Origin of the sequence: Mycobacterium asiaticum (genome assembly GCF_001673635.1) — a bacterium.
Taxonomy (GTDB): Bacteria; Actinomycetota; Actinomycetes; order Mycobacteriales; family Mycobacteriaceae; genus Mycobacterium; species Mycobacterium asiaticum_C.
Genome location: NZ_LZMH01000002.1, coordinates 12,170 through 31,920 on the forward strand (window position 1 = coordinate 12,170; position 19,751 = coordinate 31,920).

Below are 19,751 nucleotides of genomic sequence, written 5' to 3' on the forward strand. Positions count from 1 at the left end.
AATCGTCCATGATTGCCTACGTGACCGTTGACATCGAGAGCATGCCGCGTGGTGGTCCGCACGCGTCGTGGCTGGACCGCCGGCTGGAGACCGACCGTCCGGAATACATCGACCGTGACGACGTGGACGCCAAGAAGCGCGCCGCGATCCGTTCCCTGGACCGGGTGGGCAGGGTGTTCGGCCTGCACAAGACGATCGCCCGCATCGTGCTGGACGAGGTAGCCGACGTGCCCGAGCCCAGAATCCTGGAGCTCGGATCCGGACACGGCGGGCTGGCGCGGGCATTGCTCGACATGCATGCCACCGCACACGTGACGGTCTCCGACGTGGACACTTCGCTGGTTGCCGCTATCGGCGCGGGTGCTCTGGGTTCGCATCCGCGCGCTTTGGTTCGTCGACTCGACGCCACGGCCATCGACTGCCCGGACGGCGCTTACGATCTCGCGGTGTTCGCGCTGTCCTTCCACCATCTGCCGCCGGCGTTGGCGTCGAGGGTGTTCAGCGAAGGGACCCGGGTCGCCGACAAGCTGGTGATCATCGATCTGCCGCGGCCCCCGTCGATGTTGCATTTGCTGCGGCTGGCTCACATGCTGCCGCTGGCGATGTTCCCCATGCCGCATGACGGGATCATCAGCTCGCTTCGGGCCTACAGTCGCTCGGCGTTGCTGGCGCTGGCCGAACATGCCGACCCAAGGATCGAGGTCGAGCTGCGCGGCGGCCGGGTATTCAACAAGTCGCTGCGGCCGCTGCCCCAGATCGTGGTGGCAAGCTTGCGCGGCGCCCGGTAAACCTGTTGCATCGGTGCTGTGGGCGAAGAAGTCAAGCGCACCACGTATAACCGCACACACCGGCGGGAGTACCGGCGCAAAGTGCAGTTGTGCTTGGACGTCTTCGAGGCGATGCTGACCCAGACCCGCTTCGACTCCGAGCGGCCGCTCACCGGCATGGAGATCGAGTGCAACCTGGTCGACGCCGACTACCAGCCCGCGATGTCGAACCGGTTTGTGCTCGACGCGATCGCTGATCCGGCCTACCAAACCGAATTGGGCGCTTACAACATCGAATTCAATGTCCCGCCGCGCCCGTTGCCCGGACACACCGGCCTGGATCTGGAAAAGGAAGTGCGGGCCAGCCTGAACGATGCGGAACTCAAGGCGAATTCCAGCGGCTCACACATAGTGATGATCGGCATTCTGCCCACCCTGATGCCCGAGCACCTCACTGACGGCTGGATGAGTGAATCCACCCGGTACACCGCTTTGAACGACTCGATTTTCAATGCCCGGGGTGAGGACATCTCGATCAACATCTCCGGTCCGGAACCGCTGAGCTGGCAGGCTCCTTCAATTGCACCCGAATCCGCTTGCACCAGTGTGCAATTGCATCTCCAGCTGGCTCCGGACGACTTCGCCGCCAACTGGAACGCCGCCCAGGCCCTGGCCGGACCGCAGCTGGCGCTGGCCGCGAATTCGCCCTATTTCTTCGGCCACCAGCTGTGGTCGGAGACCCGTATCGAGTTGTTCGCGCAGTCCACCGATACGCGGCCCGAGGAGCTGAAGACACAGGGGGTAAGACCGCGAGTTTGGTTCGGTGAGCGCTGGATTACTTCGGTCGTCGATCTGTTCAAGGAGAACGTCCGCTACTTCCCGTCCCTGCTACCGGAACTCTCCGACGAGGACCCAGCCGCCGAACTGGCCGCCGGCCGCGCCCCGGCGCTGGCCGAGCTGCGCCTACACAACGGCACGGTGTACCGCTGGAACCGGCCGGTCTATGACGTCGTCGAGGGGCGCCCGCACCTGCGCCTGGAGAACCGGGTATTGCCGGCCGGACCGAGTGTCATTGACATGCTGGCGAATTCGGCGTTCTACTACGGACTGCTGCGGACCCTTTCCGAAGCCGAGCATCCGGTGTGGTCGCAGATGAGTTTCCCGGTGGCCCAACGCAATTTCTTCGAAGCGGCCCAGCACGGTATCGATGCGCGGTTGCACTGGCCGGGCGTCGGCGAGATCAGCACGCAGCGACTGGTTTTGGACACGTTGCTGCCGATGGCTTACGAGGGGCTGCAGCGGTGGGGCGTCGATAGCGAAGTGCGCGACCGCTTTCTGGGTGTGATCGAGGGTCGCGCCCGGGCGGGCCGCAACGGTGCGACCTGGCAGGTCGCCACGGTTGCAGCGCTCGAAGAGGCCGGCATGTCCCGGTCGCGCGCCCTGGCGGAAATGCTGCGCCGGTACTGCGGGCACATGCACGCCAACGAGCCGGTGCACACCTGGGAGGTCTAGAAGTCCTCCGCGAGTTGGGTCAACCGGACACTGTTGCCTGACGGGTCGCGGAATCCGCAGTCAATGCCGTAGGGCATCTCATGCGGTTCTTCGGTGAACTCCACGCCCCGGGACTTCATCTCCGCGTAAGTTGCGTGGCAGTCCTGGGTGGTCAGGAACACCGTGCCTGCGAAGCCTTTCGCCATCAGTTCGGCCACCTGCTTTTGGGTCATCACCTCGTCCATCACCGGCTGTCCCGGGATCGCCATCAGCACGATGGACACATCATCTTGGCCAGGAGGGCCGACGGTGAGCCATCGGAAGTCCGCCTCCGGCAGCGAAACATCTTGTCGCACTTCCAAACCCACTTGATCGGTCCAGAACTTCAACGCGACTTCCTGGTCGTGCACCCACAAATGGGCACTGGCAATTTTCATCATGGGCACCACGCTACGGTCCGGCGGATCAGTCCGTCTTCTCCCCGTGTGCTGTCTTGATACGACTGTCGGCGGGCGGGCGAGTGTCCCGAGCCAGGATGCAGCTCGGCACCCGGGCGTGCACCGACGCCGGCGGAATACTGGCCCGGTAGGCCGCGGGCGGTAAGCCGTACACCCGCGCGAAGCTGGTGGTGAATGAGCCGACGCTGCGCAGACCAACCATGACGGCGATGTCGGCGACCGATCGGTCGGTGTAGCGCAGCAGTGCGGCGGCGCGCTCGAGTCGGCGCGTCTGTAGATAGGAGCGAGGCGATTCGCCGAACGTGCGGGTGAACATCCGGCTGAAGTGCGCGCGCGACAGACCGGCGGCCGCGGCCAGGTCGTCTACCGTGATCGGATCGGCGTAGCGGGAGTCGACGAAGTCTTTTGCCCGCAGCAGATAGCGGGCCGGCGGAAGCTGCGCCATGGGTTCCAGTATGCGGCGCGCGTACTTTGGGTCACATGGCTGAAGTGATGGATTGGGATGACGCATACCGGCAGGGCGTCTTCGCGGGACCGCCGCCGTGGAACATCGGCGAACCGCAGCCCGAACTGGCCTCGTTGATCGCGGCCGGCAAGGTCCGCAGCGACGTGTTGGACGCCGGCTGCGGCTACGCGGAGTTGTCGTTGGCGCTGGCGGCGCAGGGCTACACGGTCGTAGGCGTCGACATCACGCCGACTGCGGTCGCGGCGGCCACCGAAGCCGCCCGGGAGCGGGGCTTGTCCACCGCGAGCTTCCAACAGGCCGACATCACCGCGTTCAGCGGGCACGATGGGCGCTTCTCCACCGTGATCGACAGCACGCTGTTTCATTCCCTGCCGATCGAGGGCCGCGACGGTTACCTGCGCTCGGTGTTCAACGCGGCTGCGCCGGGTGCCAGCTACTACGTATTGGTGTTCGCCAAAGGCGCCTTCCCGGCCGAGCTGGAACCCAAGCCCAATGAAGTCGACGAGGACGAGTTGAGGGACGCGGTGAGCAGGTACTGGGTGGTCGACGAGATCCAACCGGCCTTCATCCATGCCAACGCGCCCGCGACGCCGCCGCCGATGCCCGGTCCGCCGATCGAGTTTCCGGAGCACGACCGCGACGAGAAGGGCCGGGTGAAGATGCCCGCCTACCTGCTCACCGCGCACAAAGCGGATCAGTAGTTCTGCACGAAGATGCCGGCCAGGTTCGAGCCGATGTTCTGCAGGCCCGACAGGAAGCTGCTGACACTTGGTGGCAACGCCCCGATGTTGAACAGACCCGACACGGCGCCGCCTAGGACCGACAGCCCGGACGAGCCTTCGCCGAAGACGTTGTAGCCCGAAGCTCCGGTGAGCCCCAGCGGATTACCGGTGAAGAACCCGGACACATTCGACCCGTTGTTGAAGAAGCCCGAGGCGTTGGTGCCGCCGGTGTTGAAGAAGCCCGACGAGGTGAAGAGGTCGTCGAGGGTGTTGCCGAAGCCGGGCGCGGGCGGAATCTGCAACTCGAAGAGCTTCTGGCTGGCCAGGATGATCGGCGGAATGTGAAGTGCAGGCAGCTCGAATTCGCCGACGTTGATGGGCGGAATACCGATCGTGGGCAGTTGGAACGCTTCTGAGAAAAGTTGCGGGAGATTGAACTCGCCGATCGAGATCGGCGGGATCCCGATTTCGGGCAGCTTGAAGGCCTCCGAGAAGAGCTGCGGAAGATCGAATCTGCCTATGTCGATCGGCGGAATCGTAAACTCGGGTGTGTCGAACGCAGGCCAGGAGAGCTGCGGCAGCAGGAAGTCGCCGATGCCGATCGGTGGAATTGTGTACTCCGGCAACGTAAACGCCGGCCAGCTCAACTGCGGAAGCAGGAAATCGCTCAGCTTGATCGGCGGAATCGTGAACTCCGGAGTCGTAAACGCCGGCCAACTCACCTGCGGCAGCAAGAAGTCGCTGAGCCCGATCGACGGAATTGTCACCTGGGGCGTCGTAATCGCCGGCACGTTGATTTGCGGCAGATCGAAGCCGGTGAACCCGACAGAATTGATTGTCGTCCCAGGGATTGTCATACCACTCAGCGTGATGGACGGGAAGCCCCAGTTGCCACCGTTATTACTGATTTCGATTGTCGGCAAGGTCATTTGCGTAATCTGGATCCCCGGCAAGGTAAAGCCGCCGAAGCTGCCCGAATTGCTGTTGCCAATCGAAATCGAAGGTATATCCGTTATATCGATTCTATAGGTAGGAGCTAAGGCGAAGTCGGTGTCTAGCCGCAGTATGGATGTCCACTGACCACCCGGCACATCGACATTCGGCAAGGTTATCGTCGGGAAATTGAAAGCCGGAACGATGATAGAAGGCAACGTCCATCCCGTAACTACTATATCGGGTGTCTCGAACTTCGGGATGACCACTGCAGGAAGATTTATGTCCGGTACCGATATTTGAGGAGTAGTGATAACCGGCGTGCCAAATCCCCCTATTCCAATCTTCGGAATACTAAAGGCGGGAATAGTAATCGACGGCACTGTGATCTCCGGCAACTCGAACGAACCCACCACCAGGTTCGCCAACGTTGACCCAGCCGGGAAACTCAGCGACGGCAATGTGATCGCCGGCGTCTGGAAGGCACCCAACACCAAGTCCGCCAACGTCGACCCAGCCGGGAAACTCAGCGCCGGCAATGTAATCGCCGGCGTCTGGAAGGCATGTAGCACGACGTCCGCCAGAGTCGTCCCCCCTGGGAAGTGCAGTGACGGCAGCGTAATGGCTGGCGTCTGGAAGGGATTCAGCCGGGCGATCGGCGACGTGAATGGCCCGATATCGATCGGCGGAATGCCGATCGTCGGAAGCAGGAATTCCGTCAGCCGGGCGACCGGCGACGTGAACGGGCCGATATCGATCGGCGGGACGAAGATCTGCGGCAGGTCGAATGCGCTCACCTCGATCGGCGGTATGTCGACCGCGGGCAGGGTGATCTCGGGTGTGCTCACCGCGAAGTAGATGCCGCCCTGTCGTTCACCGGTCCAACCGAAGCCATTGTTCATGTTGCCTGAATTGAAGGATCCGGTGTTGTAGTCACCCCAGTTGGCGAAGCCGGTATTTGTGTTGCCGATATTGAAACTGCCGGTGTTGTAGGAACCGGGGTTGATGTCACCCGTGTTGTAGTCGCCGGCATTCAACGAGCCCGTATTGCCAATGCCCGCGTTGAGGGATCCGGTGTTGGAGGACCCTGGGTTGAAGAACCCGGTGTTCGCGAGGCCCGAGTTGCCGATGCCGGTATTGAAGCTTCCCGAGTTGAAGAGCCCGAAGTTTCCGTTGCCCGAGTTGAAGAAACCGACATTCCCGTTTCCGGAGTTGAACAGCCCGATATTACCGCTGCCGGAATTCAACACAATACCGATTTGATTGTCCCCGGTCAGACCGATTCCGATGTTGTTGTTGCCGGTGTTACCGAAGCCGATGTTGAAACTGCCGGTGTTGGCAAAGCCCTGGTTGCCTGAGCCGAAGTTTCCGAGACCGAGGTTGGCGTTACCCAGGTTGCTGAAGCCGATGTTCCAGCTACCCAGGTTTGCCGACCCGATATTGGAGTTGCCCAGATTTCCATCGCCTCTGTTGCCGTAGCCGAAGTTTCCGAAGCCGAAGTTGCCGCCACCGAAGTTCGCGAAACCGAGCGACGTTTGCAGCGTCTCCGCAGCGGCGGGTGCTGCGGAGGCCGCCGCAGCCGAACCGGTTGCCAACTGGCCCGGCAGACCGGCCAAAGCTTTCAACGGTTGCGTGAATGGCGTCAGGGCCGATGCGATAGTCGACGCCCCCGCGTAGTAGTCGAACATGGCGGCGACGTCCCGCGCCCACATCAGCTCGTAGTCGGCCTCGGCGGCGAAAATCGCCGGAGTGTTGAATCCGAAAATGTTTGTACGGATCAGCGACAGCAGCACGTTGCGGTTTGCCGCGATCTCCGCGGGGTGAACTATCGCGGCCCGCACTGCGTCGAACGTGCTCGCCATGTTCCGGGCCTGGGAAGCCGCCTGTTCCGCTTGGGCGGTGACAGCGCTGAGCCAGCCGGCGTATGGAGCGGCCACGGCCGCCATCGCCTGAGATGCGGCGCCTTGCCACGACGCGGTCGCGAGTCCGGAGGTTATCGACCCGAATGAGTTGGCTGCCACGGCGAGTTCGCTGGCTAGTCCGTCCCAGGCCGCCGCGGCGCCCAGCATCGGCGCAGAGCCGGCTCCAGCGAAGATGCGAAGGGAGTTGATCTCCGGCGGCAACACTGAGAAATTCATCCTCGCAACCCTTCCGACAGCTCATCTTCGAGCGGTTCGCTGCGGGAGTGCCTAGGTCCCTGCCCCCCGCCACTTCATACGCGTACCGAGCGAAGTTACTCCACACACGCGCAATATGCACTACTGCTTGGGAGGCGAGTTTCGAGACTTTTGGCATGGAGTGGGCGCTCCGGTTGGTGCGACGGGTTTCAACCAGCGGATGTGGCCGCAGTGGCCGAAATCAGCGCTTCGGCAAAGACTTCCAACTCGTCGGCCGTCGTGTCAACATGCGGCGAGATGCGGAGCGCCGGTTCCGTGAGCTCCATCGGCGCCCGCGCGATTCCGGCGTACGTGGTGAGGATCCGACGCTCGGCGAGTAACCACTCCCGCACGGCTTCCGGGTCGGCCCCGTCGACCGGCACCAACGTGGTGATCGCGCTGGGTTCGTCGACCTCTTCGACGACCACCCACCCGGCGACGTCCGTCAGCAGCGAGCGGGCGATGCCGCCCAATTCACCCAGCCGTGCGCGAACGTTCTCGGGGCCATAAGCCAGGTGTTCGCCCAGCGCCACCGAGAAACCTACTCGGGCAGCCACATTTGCCTCGCCGAAGCCGAGTTGCTCAACCCCCTGGGTCAGCCGCGCCGTCAGCTCGGGTCGCATCGCCAGAATCCCCACCCCGCGCGGCCCGGCGATCCATTTGCGTGACGACGAATACGTGACATCGGCGCCCACGGCGCAGTCGATCTGGCCGAGGGCCTGTGCGGCGTCCACGACCAACGGCACCCCGAGCTCACGGCAGAGCTGCGCCACCATCGCCAGCGGCTGCACGGTGCCGCGGTGGCTGGCTACCGGTGTCAGGTGCACCAGGTCCGGCGGATTCTCTTGAAGCGCGAAAGCCGCGTCGTCGATGGCCAGCCGGCCGTCCTCGAGAACCGGCAGCGGTCGCACCTCGAATCCGTGGGCCGCCATGACCGCCAGGTTCGGTCCATACTCACCGGGCAGGCAAGCCAAGGTGCGGGCCTCCGCCGGCCAACTACGGAGCAGCAGATCCAATGCGTTCAACGAACCGGTCGTGAATACGATGTCAGCCGCGTCGGGGAGGCCGCACAGCTTGGCCACCGCGGCACGGCCGGCGTCCAATACGGGTGCGGCGGCATCGGCCGCCACGTAGCCACCGACCTCGGACTCGTGCAAGGCGTGCCGCGCCGCTGCATCCAGAGCCGCCAAGCTCTGCCGCGAACACGCCGCGTTGTCCAGGTGCAGCACCGCCGCGGGCGGCCTGGCCGCGCGCCAGCGCTCGGCCAGCGAGTTCGTCACGGTCCCCCCGCAGCTATTTGGTCGCCAACGACAGACCGAAATCACCCGCGTCGTCCGTCCACCACCGGATGCGGGTCAGACCCGCATCGGCGAGTTCGGCACCAACCGCGTCGGGGCGAAACTTGCAGGACACTTCGGTCAGCATCTCCTCGCCCGCGTCGAAGTCGACGGTCAGGTCAAGGGCGCCTACCCGCACCCGCTGGCGGCGAGTCGACCGCAGCCACATCTCGATCCGCTGAAGTTCGGCGTTCCAACGGGCGACATGCTGAAAGGCATCGACGGTGAAATTCGCGCCGAGCTGGCGGTTGATCACCGACAGCACATTGAGATTGAACCGTGCCGTCACCCCGGCCGCGTCGTCATAGGCCCGCACCAGCCGCTCGGTGTCCTTGACCAGGTCGGTGCCCAACAACAGGCTGTCCCCGGGCCGCATCACCCCCGACAACGCCGCCAGAAATTCGGCACGGGGCCCGGGTGTGAGGTTGCCGATGGTCGAACCAAGGAAGACGAACAGGCGACGCCCACCACCGGGGATCTCGGTAAGATGTTCCTCGAAATCCCCGCAGACAGCGTTGATTTGGATGCCTGGATACTCGCGCTGGATGGCCTCGGCCGCCGCCGAGAGCACGTTTGCGTCGACGTCGAACGGCACGAAACCGCGCAGCGCGCCGCTATCCCGCAACGCATTGAGCAACAGCCGCGTCTTCTCCGAAGTTCCGCTGCCCAGCTCCACGAGGGTGTCGGCCTCACTTGCCGCCGCCACTTCGGCGGATCGGGCCCGCAGGATGGCCGCTTCGGCGCGGGTCGGGTAGTACTCCGGCAGCCGGGTGATCTGGTCGAACAGGTCACTGCCTACCGAATCGTAGAACCATTTGGGCGGCAACGACTTAGGAGTCTGCTGCAGACCGGTGTACACGTCGCGCCGCAATGCCTGCAACGCCGAGTCCTCGGCGAGGTGATTGGACAACGACAGTGTCATCAGGTTCCCTTCACACGGTTCAACGGTGTCGACCGGACGCCGTCGGCACCCACCTCCACCAGGTGCCGGTCCGGCACTTCTTCCCAATCCGGGTCGTCGTCGTAAGGCTCGCTGGCCAGCACCACACCGTCGGCACGCTGCAGCAGGAACAGCGTGTCACCCCAGGCTGTGGCGAGCAGCCGGGAACCGTTGGCCGCCATTATGTTCAGCCGGGCCTGCGGGTCGGCGCTGCCGATCTCAATGATGCTGTTGCCCAACGCATCCAATCCGCGCGCGAAGATCGCCGCGGCGAGCAGCGCACTGTCGCATACGGATTCGGCCAGCGGGCTAGGCGGCAACACCGCGCGGTCGACCACACCGTTGTGGGACAGCAGCCACTGGCCGTCGGTGAAGGGTGCGGTGGCACTGATCTCGATCGGCATGCCGACGGTCGCCGAGCGCACCGCGGCCACCACGCAATGGCTGCGCAGCGCCGGGGCTACCGATGCGAATGAGGGGTCCCCCCACAGCGGCGCCGGACTGCGCCAGCGCCGCGGTACGGAACGGTCGGCGGAATCGTCGAAAAAGCCTACGCCCCAACCATCTGCGTTCATCAGCCCGTGCTTCTGGCGGCGCGGCGCGTAGGACTGCACCAGCAGACCTTGCGGCCGCTCGAGTACCAGACTGGAAATGCTGACTGGCGATCCGAGCCAGCCCAGATGACGACACATCAGACGTCCCAGGCCAATCGGAGGCCGGAAAAGATCTGGCGACGGTAGGGGTGATCCCAGTTGCGGAAGCTGGGACGCAGGATAGACGACTCGACTGCCCAGGAACCACCGCGCAGCACCCGGTAGTCGCCGTCGAAGAAGGGCTGGGAATAGCGCTCGTAGATCATCGGCACGAAGCCCGGCCAGGGCCGCAGCGCCGAACTGGTCCATTCCCAGACGTCGCCCAGCATTTGCTCGGCGCCGTAGGCCGACGCTCCGGCCGGGTAAGCCCCGACCGGCGCGGGGCGCAGTGTGGTGCCGCCGAGGTTGGCGCGTTCGGCCGATGGCTCCTGCTCTCCCCATGGATAGCGGCGGCGGGTATCGGCGGCCGGATCCCATGCGCAAGCCTTCTCCCACTCGATCTCGCTGGGCAGCCGGGCGCCGGCCCACGCCGCGTACGCCTCGGCCTCGAAGTACGAGATGTGCTGCACCGGCTCGTCGGCGGGAAGGTCATCGGTGTAGCCGAACCGAGTGCGGGTGCGCCCGTCGGCGCCCCAGAATTGCGGCGCGGTGAGACCGGCCTGCTGGCGGTGCTGCCAGCCACGCTCCGACCACCATCTCGGTTCGTCGTAACCGCCGTCGGAGATGAAGTGCTGCCATTCGCGGTTGGTGACCGGAACGCGGCCGATCCGAAAGCTCGGCACCTCGACCACGTGTGCCGGACGCTCGTTGTCCAGCGAGTACGGTTCGGTCGCCGCGTCCACACCCAGCACGAAGGGGCCGCCGGACACCAGCACCGACGTCCCGGCCAGTTCGGGACGACCGGCAGGAACGGGTTGGGTGGCCTGCAACAGCGGCGGCCCGGAGCGCAGATTGAGCGCCTGCAGCATGGTTTCAACGTGCTGACTCTCATGGCTGACGACCAAGCCGAACCTGAACAGCGCCTGGTCGGCGGCGCCGGCATCGGGCAGCGAATCCAGCGCGTCCAGCGCAGCGTTGCGGACCGTCCTGCAGAACGACCTCGCCTTGGCCGGGGACAGTAACGGCAGGTCCACCCGACTGGCGCGAGAGTGCACGAAGGCGTCGTATAGCCCTTCCACTTCCGGTGGCAACAATCCCGGCCGGTCCAGGTTGCCGCCACGCAACACCCAGAGCTCTTCCTGCTGACCGATGTGCGCCAGGTCCCACACCAGCGGACTCATCAGCGGGTCGTACTGCCGATGAAGTTCGGCGTCGTCGAAATCGACGAGCCGCAGCGTGCGGGTTCGCGCGCGCTCCAGGTCGCCGGCAAGCCGTTCTTTGGTCACATCCCCCCTTGGGCCATCCGCGCAACCGTTGCCGCGATGCCGTTGTCGATGACCCGGTCGGCGAAATCGTCAGCCGGGCATCGGCCCGTCTCCACATTGAGCATGAGCTGCTCCATCGCCGCGGCGAGCTCGGCTGGTGCTCGCTCCGTGGCGATGGCCAGACACCGGTTGGCTGCCGCGTACAGCCGTCGGTCGACCAGCCCGGCCCGGGCTGCGATGTCCCATGCCGTGGCCACCGGTTCGACCGCTTCGGCGGCCAGGTCCGCCGCGACCGGGTCGTCCAGCAAAGTGGTGAGGGTGAAGGCCAGCGCGGGCCACACGGCCTCCGGGACGGAGTCGAGATAGCGGATCTCCAGCCACTGACGCGGCCGTACCGGCGGGAACAGAGTGGTCAGATGGTATTCGAGGTCGGCGTTGGTGGGACGGCGCCCGGCGAGCAGGACGCGGCCGTCCACCCAATCGGTGAACGGCACGTGGTCCGTGACCGCGAGGATCTCTTGGTGGTCGGGACTGCGCACCATCATCACCGGCGCCTTGAGCGCGTACCGCGCCCAGTCGGTGCCGGGGTCGACACCGCTGGCACCCAGGATCGGCCCACACCGCGCCGAATCCATCTGGCCCCACACCCACTGCCGGGTGGACTGCCAACCGGTGAACTCGCCACCCAGCATCGGGGAATTACCTGCGATCGCGATCATCGTCGGCCCCAACGCATGTGCCAGGCGCACCCGCGAAACCCAGCCCGCGCGCGGCCCAGCGTCGAGATTGACCTGAATCGAGGCCGTCGAGGTCATCATCGCCGCGCCCGCCGCACCACTGTCGCTGGCGGCGAAGAACTGCTCCATCGCGCAGTAACGCGCGCCGGGGTTGACCCGCGACGGCGACCGCAGCGGATCCGCACCCAGGAACACCAACCCCAGGCCCGACTCAGCCAAGGCTGAACGCAGCACCGCCTGGTCACGGCTCATCGCGTCGATCGCCGCCAACACACCGTCGGCTGGCGGGCCCGAAAGTTCAACGGCGCCACCGGGTTCCATGGTGATCGCGCTGCCCCCCGGAAGAGGGTCAACCCATTTGAGAATGTCGTTGAGCTCATCCCAGGCGGGACGGCGCAGTGGATCGGCGGGGTCGAAGCAGTGCGCCTCGAGTTCCAGGCCGACGCGGCCCAGTGGGCCATCGGTGAGGCAACCCTCGGCGATGTGCTGAGCGACGGCCGCCGATCCGGCCAGCGCGCTGTCCGCCGGGCCGATACCGTCCAGCGGCGGGGACGTGGCGGTCGCGGCGATGCGTGTCACCATCACTTCATCTTCCAGACGGGTCCGACATATTCCCGGACCCGCCCTCGCTACACCTTGGCCGATACGTCGACGTCGATGTTGCCCCGGGTGGCCTTGGAATACGGGCACACCTGGTGAGCTTGATGGACCAGGTCGTCGGCCGAGCTCTGGTCCAGGCCGGGCAGGTATCCAACGATCTTGCCGGTGAGGCCGAACCCACCCTCGGTGTCCTTGCCGAATCCGATCTCCACGGTGACGTCGGTGGCGTCGTCGAGCTTGACCTTGGCCTTGCCCGCAACCAGCCGCAGCGCGCCCAGGAAGCACGCTGCATAGCCGGCCGAGAACAACTGCTCAGGGTTGGTGCCTTCACCGTTGCCCCCCATCGCCTTCGGTGGGCGAGTTTCCAGGTCTATGCGACCGTCGTCGGACTTCACGTGTCCGTCGCGGCCGCCGCCCGTCGCAGTTGATGCGGTGGTGTAAACGACTTCAATGCTCATGGCCTCGATCATGCCAGCCGACGATGGTCACCCTAGGTTCGCCCGGACTCCCTCCTCCACCTTCTTGCCGAGATCGGCGTCGACGTTGCGCCAGTACTCGAACACCCGGGACAGCACCGGTTCCTGCACACCTTTGGAGACGTGTCCGATGATGTTGTGGGCCAATCTTTCCCGTTCGTCGTCGTTGAGCACATCACGAACCAGGGTGCCGGCCTGGCTCCAGTCGTCGTCCTCGGGGCGCAACGTGTAGGCCGATCGCACCATCTCCCCATCGGCGAACCAGCGCACCTCGGCGGCGCGCTGCGGGTCGGCATGCGGGCCGCCGTAGGAGTTGGGCGCGTACACCGGATCCGATGCGTTCTTGATCCGCATGACGCCGTCCTTGGAGTAGCTGTTGACCTCGACCTTCGGCGAATTCACCGGGATCTGCTTGTAATTGACGCCCAGCCGGGCCCGGTGAGCGTCGGAATAGGAGAAACCGCGACCGAGCAGCATCTTGTCCGGGCTCAGTCCGGTGCCCGGCACGATGTTGTTCGGCTCGAATGCGGCCTGCTCGATCTCGGCGTGATAGTCGGTGACGTTGCGGTTCAGCGTCAGCTTGCCGACGTCGATCAACGGGTAGTCGCCGTGCGGCCACACCTTGGTGAGGTCGAAGGGGTTGAACCGGTAGGTCTTCGCCTCTTCGAAAGGCATGATCTGCATCTTGAGCGTCCAGCTCGGGAAGTCGCCGCGCTCGATCGACTCATACAGATCACGCTGGTGATAATCGCCGTCCTCACCGGCGAGCCGGTCGGCGTCCTCCTGGGTGAGGAAGTCGATGCCCTGGTCACTGATGAAGTGGTACTTCACCCAGAAGATCTCGTCGGCGGCGTTGATCCAGCTGTAGGTGTGGCTGCTGTAGCCGTTCATGTGCCGCCAGGTCTTGGGGATACCGCGGTCGCCCATCAGCCAGGTGACCTGGTGCGCAGACTCCGGGGTGAGGGTCCAGAAGTCCCACTGCATGTTGTGGTTGCGCAGGTTCGTTGCCTGCATTCGCTTTTGCGAGCGAATGAAGTGCTGGAACTTCAGCGGGTCGCGGATGAAGAAGATCGGCGTGTTGTTGCCGACCATGTCGAAGTTGCCTTCGCTGGTATAGAACTTCAGCGCGAAGCCGCGGGGGTCCCGCCAGGTGTCCGGGCTGCCCCGCTCGCCCGCCACCGTGGAGAACCTGATCAACGTGTCGGTTCTGGTGCCCGGCTGGAATACCGCGGCCCGGGTGTATCGGCTGACGTCGTTGGTGACCTCGAAGAAGCCAAATGCGCCGCCGCCCTTGGCATGTGGCTGACGTTCCGGGATCCGTTCCCGATTGAACTGCGCCATCTGCTCGATCAGGTAGTGATCGTGCAGCAGGATCGGGCCGTCGGGACCGACGGTCAACGACTCCTTGTCGCTGGGCGCCGGGCTGCCGCCGTCAGTCGTGGTGAAACGCTCCGTCATGGGATCTCCTCGTTGCTGGGCTGGTTCGATGCGGGATTCGTGGCTAGCGACCGGGCGGGCTGGAGGGCGCGCTGGACCCGGAGGTGGTCGGCGGTTGGCCGGGAGCCTGGGGTGGTGGCGGGAAGCCGGGGCCCATGCCGGGAGGGGGCGGACCGCCGGGATAGCGGAACTGCCACCCCGCTCCTGGTCCGCCGGGACCGCCCGGGCCGCCCGGTTGGAACTGGCCGTGGTGATGGCGGTGGTGGTGATGGCATCTGCCGTCGCCGAATGCCATGGCAGCGGCGAAGAAAAGGGTCGACGCGATGAAGACGATGCCCGCGACGATCACCACCCACGCCGCGACGCGGTAGAGCCGTGGCGGTTTCTCCACGTAGGGCGGCGGCGCGGTGGCGGTTGGAGTCACAGGAACCGAGGATTCGGGTGTTTCACTCATGCCTTCGAATATTGCCTAGGCGTACGACACCGTAAAGGCCTCAAGCAACAAAGATGCCGTGAATTGATGTAGCCCGGTGCTCGACGAGCACCGGGCTACTGGTTGAAGGTGTTAGCGACCTGGTGTTGGGGCCGGGGTAGTGGACGGCGCCACCGACGTGGGCACCTGGCCCGGCCCGCCCGGTCCGTTGCCGGGACTCTGCTGGCCGCCACCGCCGTTGGGGAAGCCCGAGCGGTGGTACATCGCCGGGTGGTGCTTGTGGTGGTGGCCGTGGTGGCCACCGTGGCCGGCGGCCAATCCGAGCCGGAATCCGGTGAAGAAGATGACCGAGACGATGAATACGATCCCGGCGACGATCGCAACCCACGCCGCGGCCCTGAAGACCTTGGGGGTGGTGTGGACGGGTTGCGGCGCCACGGCGGTCGAGGTGCGCGTGGTGGGAGTGTCAGAAATTTCGCTCATGACACGCATGATGCATGGGTAAACAGTAGTGGCCGCTATGCGCTACTTATGTAGCAGCTGTGAGCGATCGGCCGAGGGCCACGATCAGGGCAGGCGCCCGACGTTGATGGTGAAGAAACCGGCAACACCGGTGCCGCTGTTGAAGAACCCGGAGTTGAATCCGCTGACTTGACCGTAAGGCATTCCTAGGAACAGCTCCGTGAGGCCGGTGTTGAACAAACCGGAAACGTTGCCGTTCAATCCCGAACCACCCGCCGCCGAGTTACCGAAGCCGGAGACAGCACCGATGCCCGCATTTGTGGCGACCGAGTTGCCAAAACCTGAAACCAGCAGCCCGGTATTGCCGAAGCCGGACGTGGTCGCGCCGGAATCGGTGGTAGTGCCCAGCCCGGTGTTGACGTCACCCGAATTCCAGATACCGGTGTTGATGTCACCCGAATTGCCACTACCCGTGTTGGCCGCGCCTCCATTGAAGAAGCCGGTGTTGGTGGTGCCGCCGTTACCGAAGCCGGTATTGACAGCGCCTCCGTTGCCAATGCCGGTGCTCAAGCTGCCACCGTTTCCGATCCCGAAGCTCCCCGCGCCGGAATTTCCGAAGCCGATATTGGCGGTCCCCGAGTTGCCAACACCCACGGTGTGGACGTTGTACGGGCCAGCCGTGTCGATGCCGGAGTTGAAGAAGCCGATGTTATTGGAGCCCGAGTTGAAGAACCCGATGTTGTTGGAGCCCGAGTTACCGAATCCAATATTGCCGCTGCCAGAATTCAGACCGTGGAAGACGAACTGGCCCGTCGTGGTGTCGTAATAGGCATTGCCGAGGCCGATCAGGTTGTTGCCGGTCAGCCCAAGCCCGATGTTGGAGTTGCCGTGGTTGCCCGCGCCCTGATTCCAATTGCCTGTATTGGCGAGGCCGATGTTGTTGTTGCCGGTATTGCCGATCCCGACATTATTGTTCCCCTGTCCACGCACAATGCCCGAAAGCGTGCCGCCGTTGCCCATCCCGATGTTTCCGACGCCGACGTTACCGCTGCCGAAATTTCCGTCACCGACGTTGCCGTTGCCGACGTTGGAATTACCCAAGTTGCCGCCGCCGATATTGCCGCTGCCCAAATTCCCGCTACCGACGTTGGCACTGCCGTTGTTGCCGTTGCCGACGTTGCCGGTGCCGCCTTTGTTCCCGATGCCGAGATTCGGCAAGTTGCTCAACAAATTCTGCAGCACGCCCTGCGCCGGACCGAGCTGACCGGCCGCCGCCGATGCTCCCGCGTGATAGCCGAACATCGCGGCGACGTCCTGGGCCCACATGCTCTCGTAGAAGCCCTCGATGGCGGCGATCGCCGGAGCGTTGAGGCCTAGAAAGTTTGTCCGGACCAACTGCACAAACGCGTTCCGGTTGGCGGCCACCTCGAGCGGATGAACGATCGCCGCTCGGGCAGCCTCGAATGCGCTGGCGACCGCATTTGCCTGGCCGGCCGCACCCGCGGCCTGCGCTGATGCGGCGCTCAAGAAGCTCGCATACGGAGCTGCAGCGGCGGCCATCGCCCCTGACGCTGCGCCTTGCCAGGCTTGGCCGGTCAACCCCGACGTCACCGCGGAGAATGCCCCCGCCGCCGACGCCAACTCATCGGCCAGGCCCTCCCAAGCCGCCGCCGCCTGCAGCATCGGCGCCGAACCTGCGCCGAGGAACATGCGCAACGAATTGATCTCCGGCGGCAATACCGAGAAATTCTCCACCCTGACCCCCTAAGCGTGTCGTTACGCGACCGTCAACAACTGTATGACAGGGATAGGCGGCAGATTTGCTTTTTGCTGGGACAGCGCGTGAACGTTTGTTACGCCTGCGCGGCGAGCAATTCGGCGATCTGAATGGTGTTCAGCGCCGCGCCCTTGCGCAGGTTGTCGCCCGAGACGAACAGCGCCAGGCCACGTCCGTCCGGCACGCCCGGATCCTGCCGGATGCGTCCGACCAGGGATTCGTCCACCCCCGCGGCGGCCAGCGGCGTCGGCACGTCGACCAGCTTCACGCCCGGCGCGCCGTCGAGCAGCTCACGGGCCCGCTCCGGCGAGATCGGCCGGGCGAACTCGGCGTTGATCGACAGGGAGTGCCCGGTGAACACCGGAACCCGCACACACGTACCGCTGACCAGCAGATCGGGAATGCCCAGGATCTTGCGACTCTCCGAACGCAGCTTCTGGTCCTCGTCGGTCTCGCCCGACCCGTCGTCGACCAGCGAACCGGCCAGCGCGACCACATTGAAAGCGATCGGCGCGACGTACTTGCGCGGCGCCGGGAACTCGACCGCGCGCCCGTCGTGCACCAGCCCCTCGGCGCCGTCCAGGACCGCGCGGGCTTGCGTCGCCAGCTCCTCGACCCCGGCCAGCCCGCTGCCGGAGACTGCCTGGTAGGTCGACGCGACCAGCCGCACCAGTTGCGCCTCGTCGTGCAGCACCTTGAGCACCGGCATCGCGGCCATCGTGGTGCAGTTCGGGTTGGCGATGATGCCTTTGGGGCGATTGTGTGCGTCCCGCTCGAAGTTCACCTCGGACACCACCAGCGGCACGTCGGGATCCTTGCGCCAGGCCGACGAGTTGTCGATCACCGTGGCCCCGGCAGCAGCGAACCTGGGCGCCTGCACCCGGGACATGGTGGCGCCGGCGGAGAACAGCGCGATGTCCAGCCCGGTCGGGTCGGCCGTCTCGGCGTCCTCGACCTCGATCTCCTGGCCACGGAATCCCAGCTTGCGGCCCTGCGATCGGGCCGAGGCGAAGAACCGCACCGAACTGGCCGGGAAGTCACGTTCGTCGAGCAGGGTGCGCATCACCTGCCCCACCTGACCGGTGGCACCCACAACACCTATGGATAGGCCCATCTATCGACCCGTCCCTGCATACACCGTTGCCTCCTCGTCGCCACCGAGACCGAACGCCTCATGCAACGCAACAACGGCCTTATCTAGTTCGGTGTCGCGGCAAAGCACGGAAATGCGGATTTCCGAGGTGGAAATCAGCTCGATGTTGACACCGACAGCCGCCAGCGCCTCGCAGAACGTTGCTGTGACGCCGGGGTGGCTACGCATGCCGGCCCCGATCAGCGAGACCTTGCCGATGTGGTCGTCATAGAGCAGCTGGGTGAACCCGATCTCGTCCTTGAGCGAGTCCAGCTTCGCCACCGCGGTGGGCCCACTGTCACGCGAGCAGGTGAAGGTGATGTCGGTCTTGCCGTCCTCGACCTTGGAGACGTTCTGCAGCACCATGTCGATGTTCACGTCGGCTTCTGCCACGGCCCGGAACACCCGGGCGGCATACCCCGGGATGTCGGGGATGCCGACGATGGTCACCTTGGCCTCGCTGCGGTCGTGTGCGACGCCGGTCAGAAGGGGGCTTTCCATGGATATGTCCTTGATCGATCCGACAACGACGGTGCCCGGGCGGTCCGAGTACGACGACCGGACGTGCACCGGAAGGTCGTAGCGCCGGGCATATTCCACACAGCGCAGCATCAACACCTTGGCACCGCAGGCCGCCAACTCGAGCATCTCTTCGAAGGTGACCGTTTCCAGCTTGCGGGCGTTGCGCACGATCCTCGGGTCGGCGCTGAAGATGCCGTCCACGTCGGTGTAGATCTCGCACACGTCGGCATTGAGCGCCGCGGCCAGCGCGACTGCGGTCGTGTCCGAGCCACCGCGGCCGAGCGTGGTGACATCGCGGGTGTCCTGGCTGACGCCCTGGAAGCCGGCGACCAGCACGATCCGGCCTTCGTCGAGCGCGGCCTGCACGCGGCTCGGAGTGACGTCGATGATCTTCGCGTTGCCGTGGGTGCCGGTGGTGATGACGCCCGCCTGCGAGCCGGTGAAAGACCGGGCGTGCGCACCCAGCGATTCGATCGCCATCGCGACCAGCGCGTTGGAAATCCGCTCACCGGCGGTGAGCAGCATGTCGAGTTCCCGCGGCGGCGGGACGGGGCAGACCTGTTGAGCCAGGTCCAGCAGGTCATCGGTGGTGTCGCCCATCGCGGAAACCACAACGACAACGTCGTTCCCCTGCTTCTTGGTCTCGACGATCCGCTCGGCGACCCGGCGAATCCGGTCGGCGTCGGACACCGAGGATCCACCGTATTTCTGCACGACGAGCGCCACTGATTTCCCTGTTCTTTACGAGGGCTACTGGGTTTAAGTCCACAACAGGATACGTGCCGTCGCATCCCCATTTATCCGGCGGCGATCAGGTAGCGGCGCCGAACGTGGGCTTCCGGTAGCCGAGTGTGACCGAAGCCATCCGTTGGCCAGACGCTCGGCGGCGGGAGGTGGCGTTTTGGTAGAGTGCACAACGTGCAGCGGGTGCTCCTCCTCGGACGCCGC

General features: G+C 64.9%; 18 protein-coding genes. 3 read left to right on the forward strand and 15 right to left on the reverse strand.

Features of this window, described 5'->3' with window-relative positions:
- The first annotated feature begins 8 nt into the window (after window positions 1-8).
- Complete coding sequence (locus A5645_RS00085; RefSeq protein WP_065037923.1) at window positions 9-788, forward strand: class I SAM-dependent methyltransferase; 780 nt, start codon at window positions 9-11, stop codon at window positions 786-788.
- Between the two features lie 18 nt (window positions 789-806).
- Window positions 807-2,279: a glutamate-cysteine ligase family protein gene (locus tag A5645_RS00090; protein WP_065128066.1), complete on the forward strand. Its 1,473-nt coding sequence runs from the start codon at window positions 807-809 to the stop codon at window positions 2,277-2,279.
- Here the strand turns inward: A5645_RS00090 and A5645_RS00095 are convergent.
- Together A5645_RS00095 and A5645_RS00100 are read right to left on the reverse strand one after the other, a co-directional pair.
- On the reverse strand, window positions 2,276-2,698 hold the full coding sequence (locus A5645_RS00095) for a VOC family protein (protein ID WP_065128067.1): 423 nt from the start codon (window positions 2,696-2,698) through the stop codon (window positions 2,276-2,278). The two genes, A5645_RS00090 and A5645_RS00095, sit on opposite strands and share 4 nt — an antisense overlap.
- Window positions 2,699-2,723: 25 nt before the next feature.
- Window positions 2,724-3,161, reverse strand: a complete 438-nt coding sequence (locus A5645_RS00100) for a helix-turn-helix transcriptional regulator (protein ID WP_065037926.1) — start codon at window positions 3,159-3,161, stop codon at window positions 2,724-2,726.
- 35 nt (window positions 3,162-3,196) lie between these two features.
- On the opposite strand from A5645_RS00100, the gene A5645_RS00105 reads away from it, so the two are divergent.
- Window positions 3,197-3,883, forward strand: coding sequence for a class I SAM-dependent methyltransferase (locus A5645_RS00105; RefSeq protein ID WP_065128068.1), 687 nt, complete (start codon window positions 3,197-3,199; stop codon window positions 3,881-3,883).
- On the opposite strand, the gene A5645_RS00110 is transcribed toward A5645_RS00105, so the two are convergent.
- The 13 genes from A5645_RS00110 to A5645_RS00170 form a co-directional block, all read right to left on the reverse strand.
- Entirely contained in the window at window positions 3,877-6,975 is a 3,099-nt protein-coding gene (locus tag A5645_RS00110; protein WP_065128069.1) for a PPE family protein, read from the reverse strand. The two genes, A5645_RS00105 and A5645_RS00110, sit on opposite strands and share 7 nt — an antisense overlap.
- A gap of 188 nt (window positions 6,976-7,163) precedes the next feature.
- Window positions 7,164-8,273, reverse strand: a complete 1,110-nt coding sequence (gene egtE, locus A5645_RS00115) for an ergothioneine biosynthesis PLP-dependent enzyme EgtE (protein ID WP_065128070.1) — start codon at window positions 8,271-8,273, stop codon at window positions 7,164-7,166.
- 13 nt (window positions 8,274-8,286) lie between these two features.
- Window positions 8,287-9,252, reverse strand: coding sequence for an L-histidine N(alpha)-methyltransferase (gene egtD, locus A5645_RS00120; protein WP_065128071.1), 966 nt, complete (start codon window positions 9,250-9,252; stop codon window positions 8,287-8,289).
- Entirely contained in the window at window positions 9,252-9,962 is a 711-nt protein-coding gene (gene egtC, locus A5645_RS00125) for an ergothioneine biosynthesis protein EgtC (protein WP_065128072.1), read from the reverse strand. Before egtC ends, egtD begins: the two co-directional genes overlap by 1 nt.
- On the reverse strand, window positions 9,962-11,248 hold the full coding sequence (egtB, locus tag A5645_RS00130; RefSeq protein WP_065128073.1) for an ergothioneine biosynthesis protein EgtB: 1,287 nt from the start codon (window positions 11,246-11,248) through the stop codon (window positions 9,962-9,964). The genes egtC and egtB overlap by 1 nt, the downstream gene beginning before the upstream one ends.
- Window positions 11,245-12,543, reverse strand: coding sequence for an ergothioneine biosynthesis glutamate--cysteine ligase EgtA (gene egtA / locus A5645_RS00135; RefSeq protein ID WP_155767784.1), 1,299 nt, complete (start codon window positions 12,541-12,543; stop codon window positions 11,245-11,247). The genes egtB and egtA overlap by 4 nt, the downstream gene beginning before the upstream one ends.
- A gap of 50 nt (window positions 12,544-12,593) precedes the next feature.
- A complete protein-coding gene (locus A5645_RS00140) occupies window positions 12,594-13,022 on the reverse strand; it encodes an organic hydroperoxide resistance protein (protein ID WP_172830432.1) in 429 nt (142 codons plus the stop codon).
- Window positions 13,023-13,049: 27 nt separating this feature from the next.
- Window positions 13,050-14,498 (reverse strand): catalase, encoded by a 1,449-nt coding sequence (locus tag A5645_RS00145; RefSeq protein WP_065033941.1) that lies wholly within the window; start codon window positions 14,496-14,498, stop codon window positions 13,050-13,052.
- Between the two features lie 43 nt (window positions 14,499-14,541).
- On the reverse strand, window positions 14,542-14,931 hold the full coding sequence (locus A5645_RS00150; protein ID WP_065128075.1) for a hypothetical protein: 390 nt from the start codon (window positions 14,929-14,931) through the stop codon (window positions 14,542-14,544).
- Between the two features lie 111 nt (window positions 14,932-15,042).
- A complete protein-coding gene (locus tag A5645_RS00155) occupies window positions 15,043-15,402 on the reverse strand; it encodes a hypothetical protein (RefSeq protein ID WP_436405451.1) in 360 nt (119 codons plus the stop codon).
- A gap of 75 nt (window positions 15,403-15,477) precedes the next feature.
- Window positions 15,478-17,127: a PPE family protein gene (locus tag A5645_RS00160; RefSeq protein ID WP_065128077.1), complete on the reverse strand. Its 1,650-nt coding sequence runs from the start codon at window positions 17,125-17,127 to the stop codon at window positions 15,478-15,480.
- Between the two features lie 98 nt (window positions 17,128-17,225).
- Complete coding sequence (locus tag A5645_RS00165; protein WP_065033945.1) at window positions 17,226-18,263, reverse strand: aspartate-semialdehyde dehydrogenase; 1,038 nt, start codon at window positions 18,261-18,263, stop codon at window positions 17,226-17,228.
- Window positions 18,264-19,529: an aspartate kinase gene (locus A5645_RS00170; RefSeq protein ID WP_065033946.1), complete on the reverse strand. Its 1,266-nt coding sequence runs from the start codon at window positions 19,527-19,529 to the stop codon at window positions 18,264-18,266.
- Window positions 19,530-19,751: the final 222 nt, after the last annotated feature.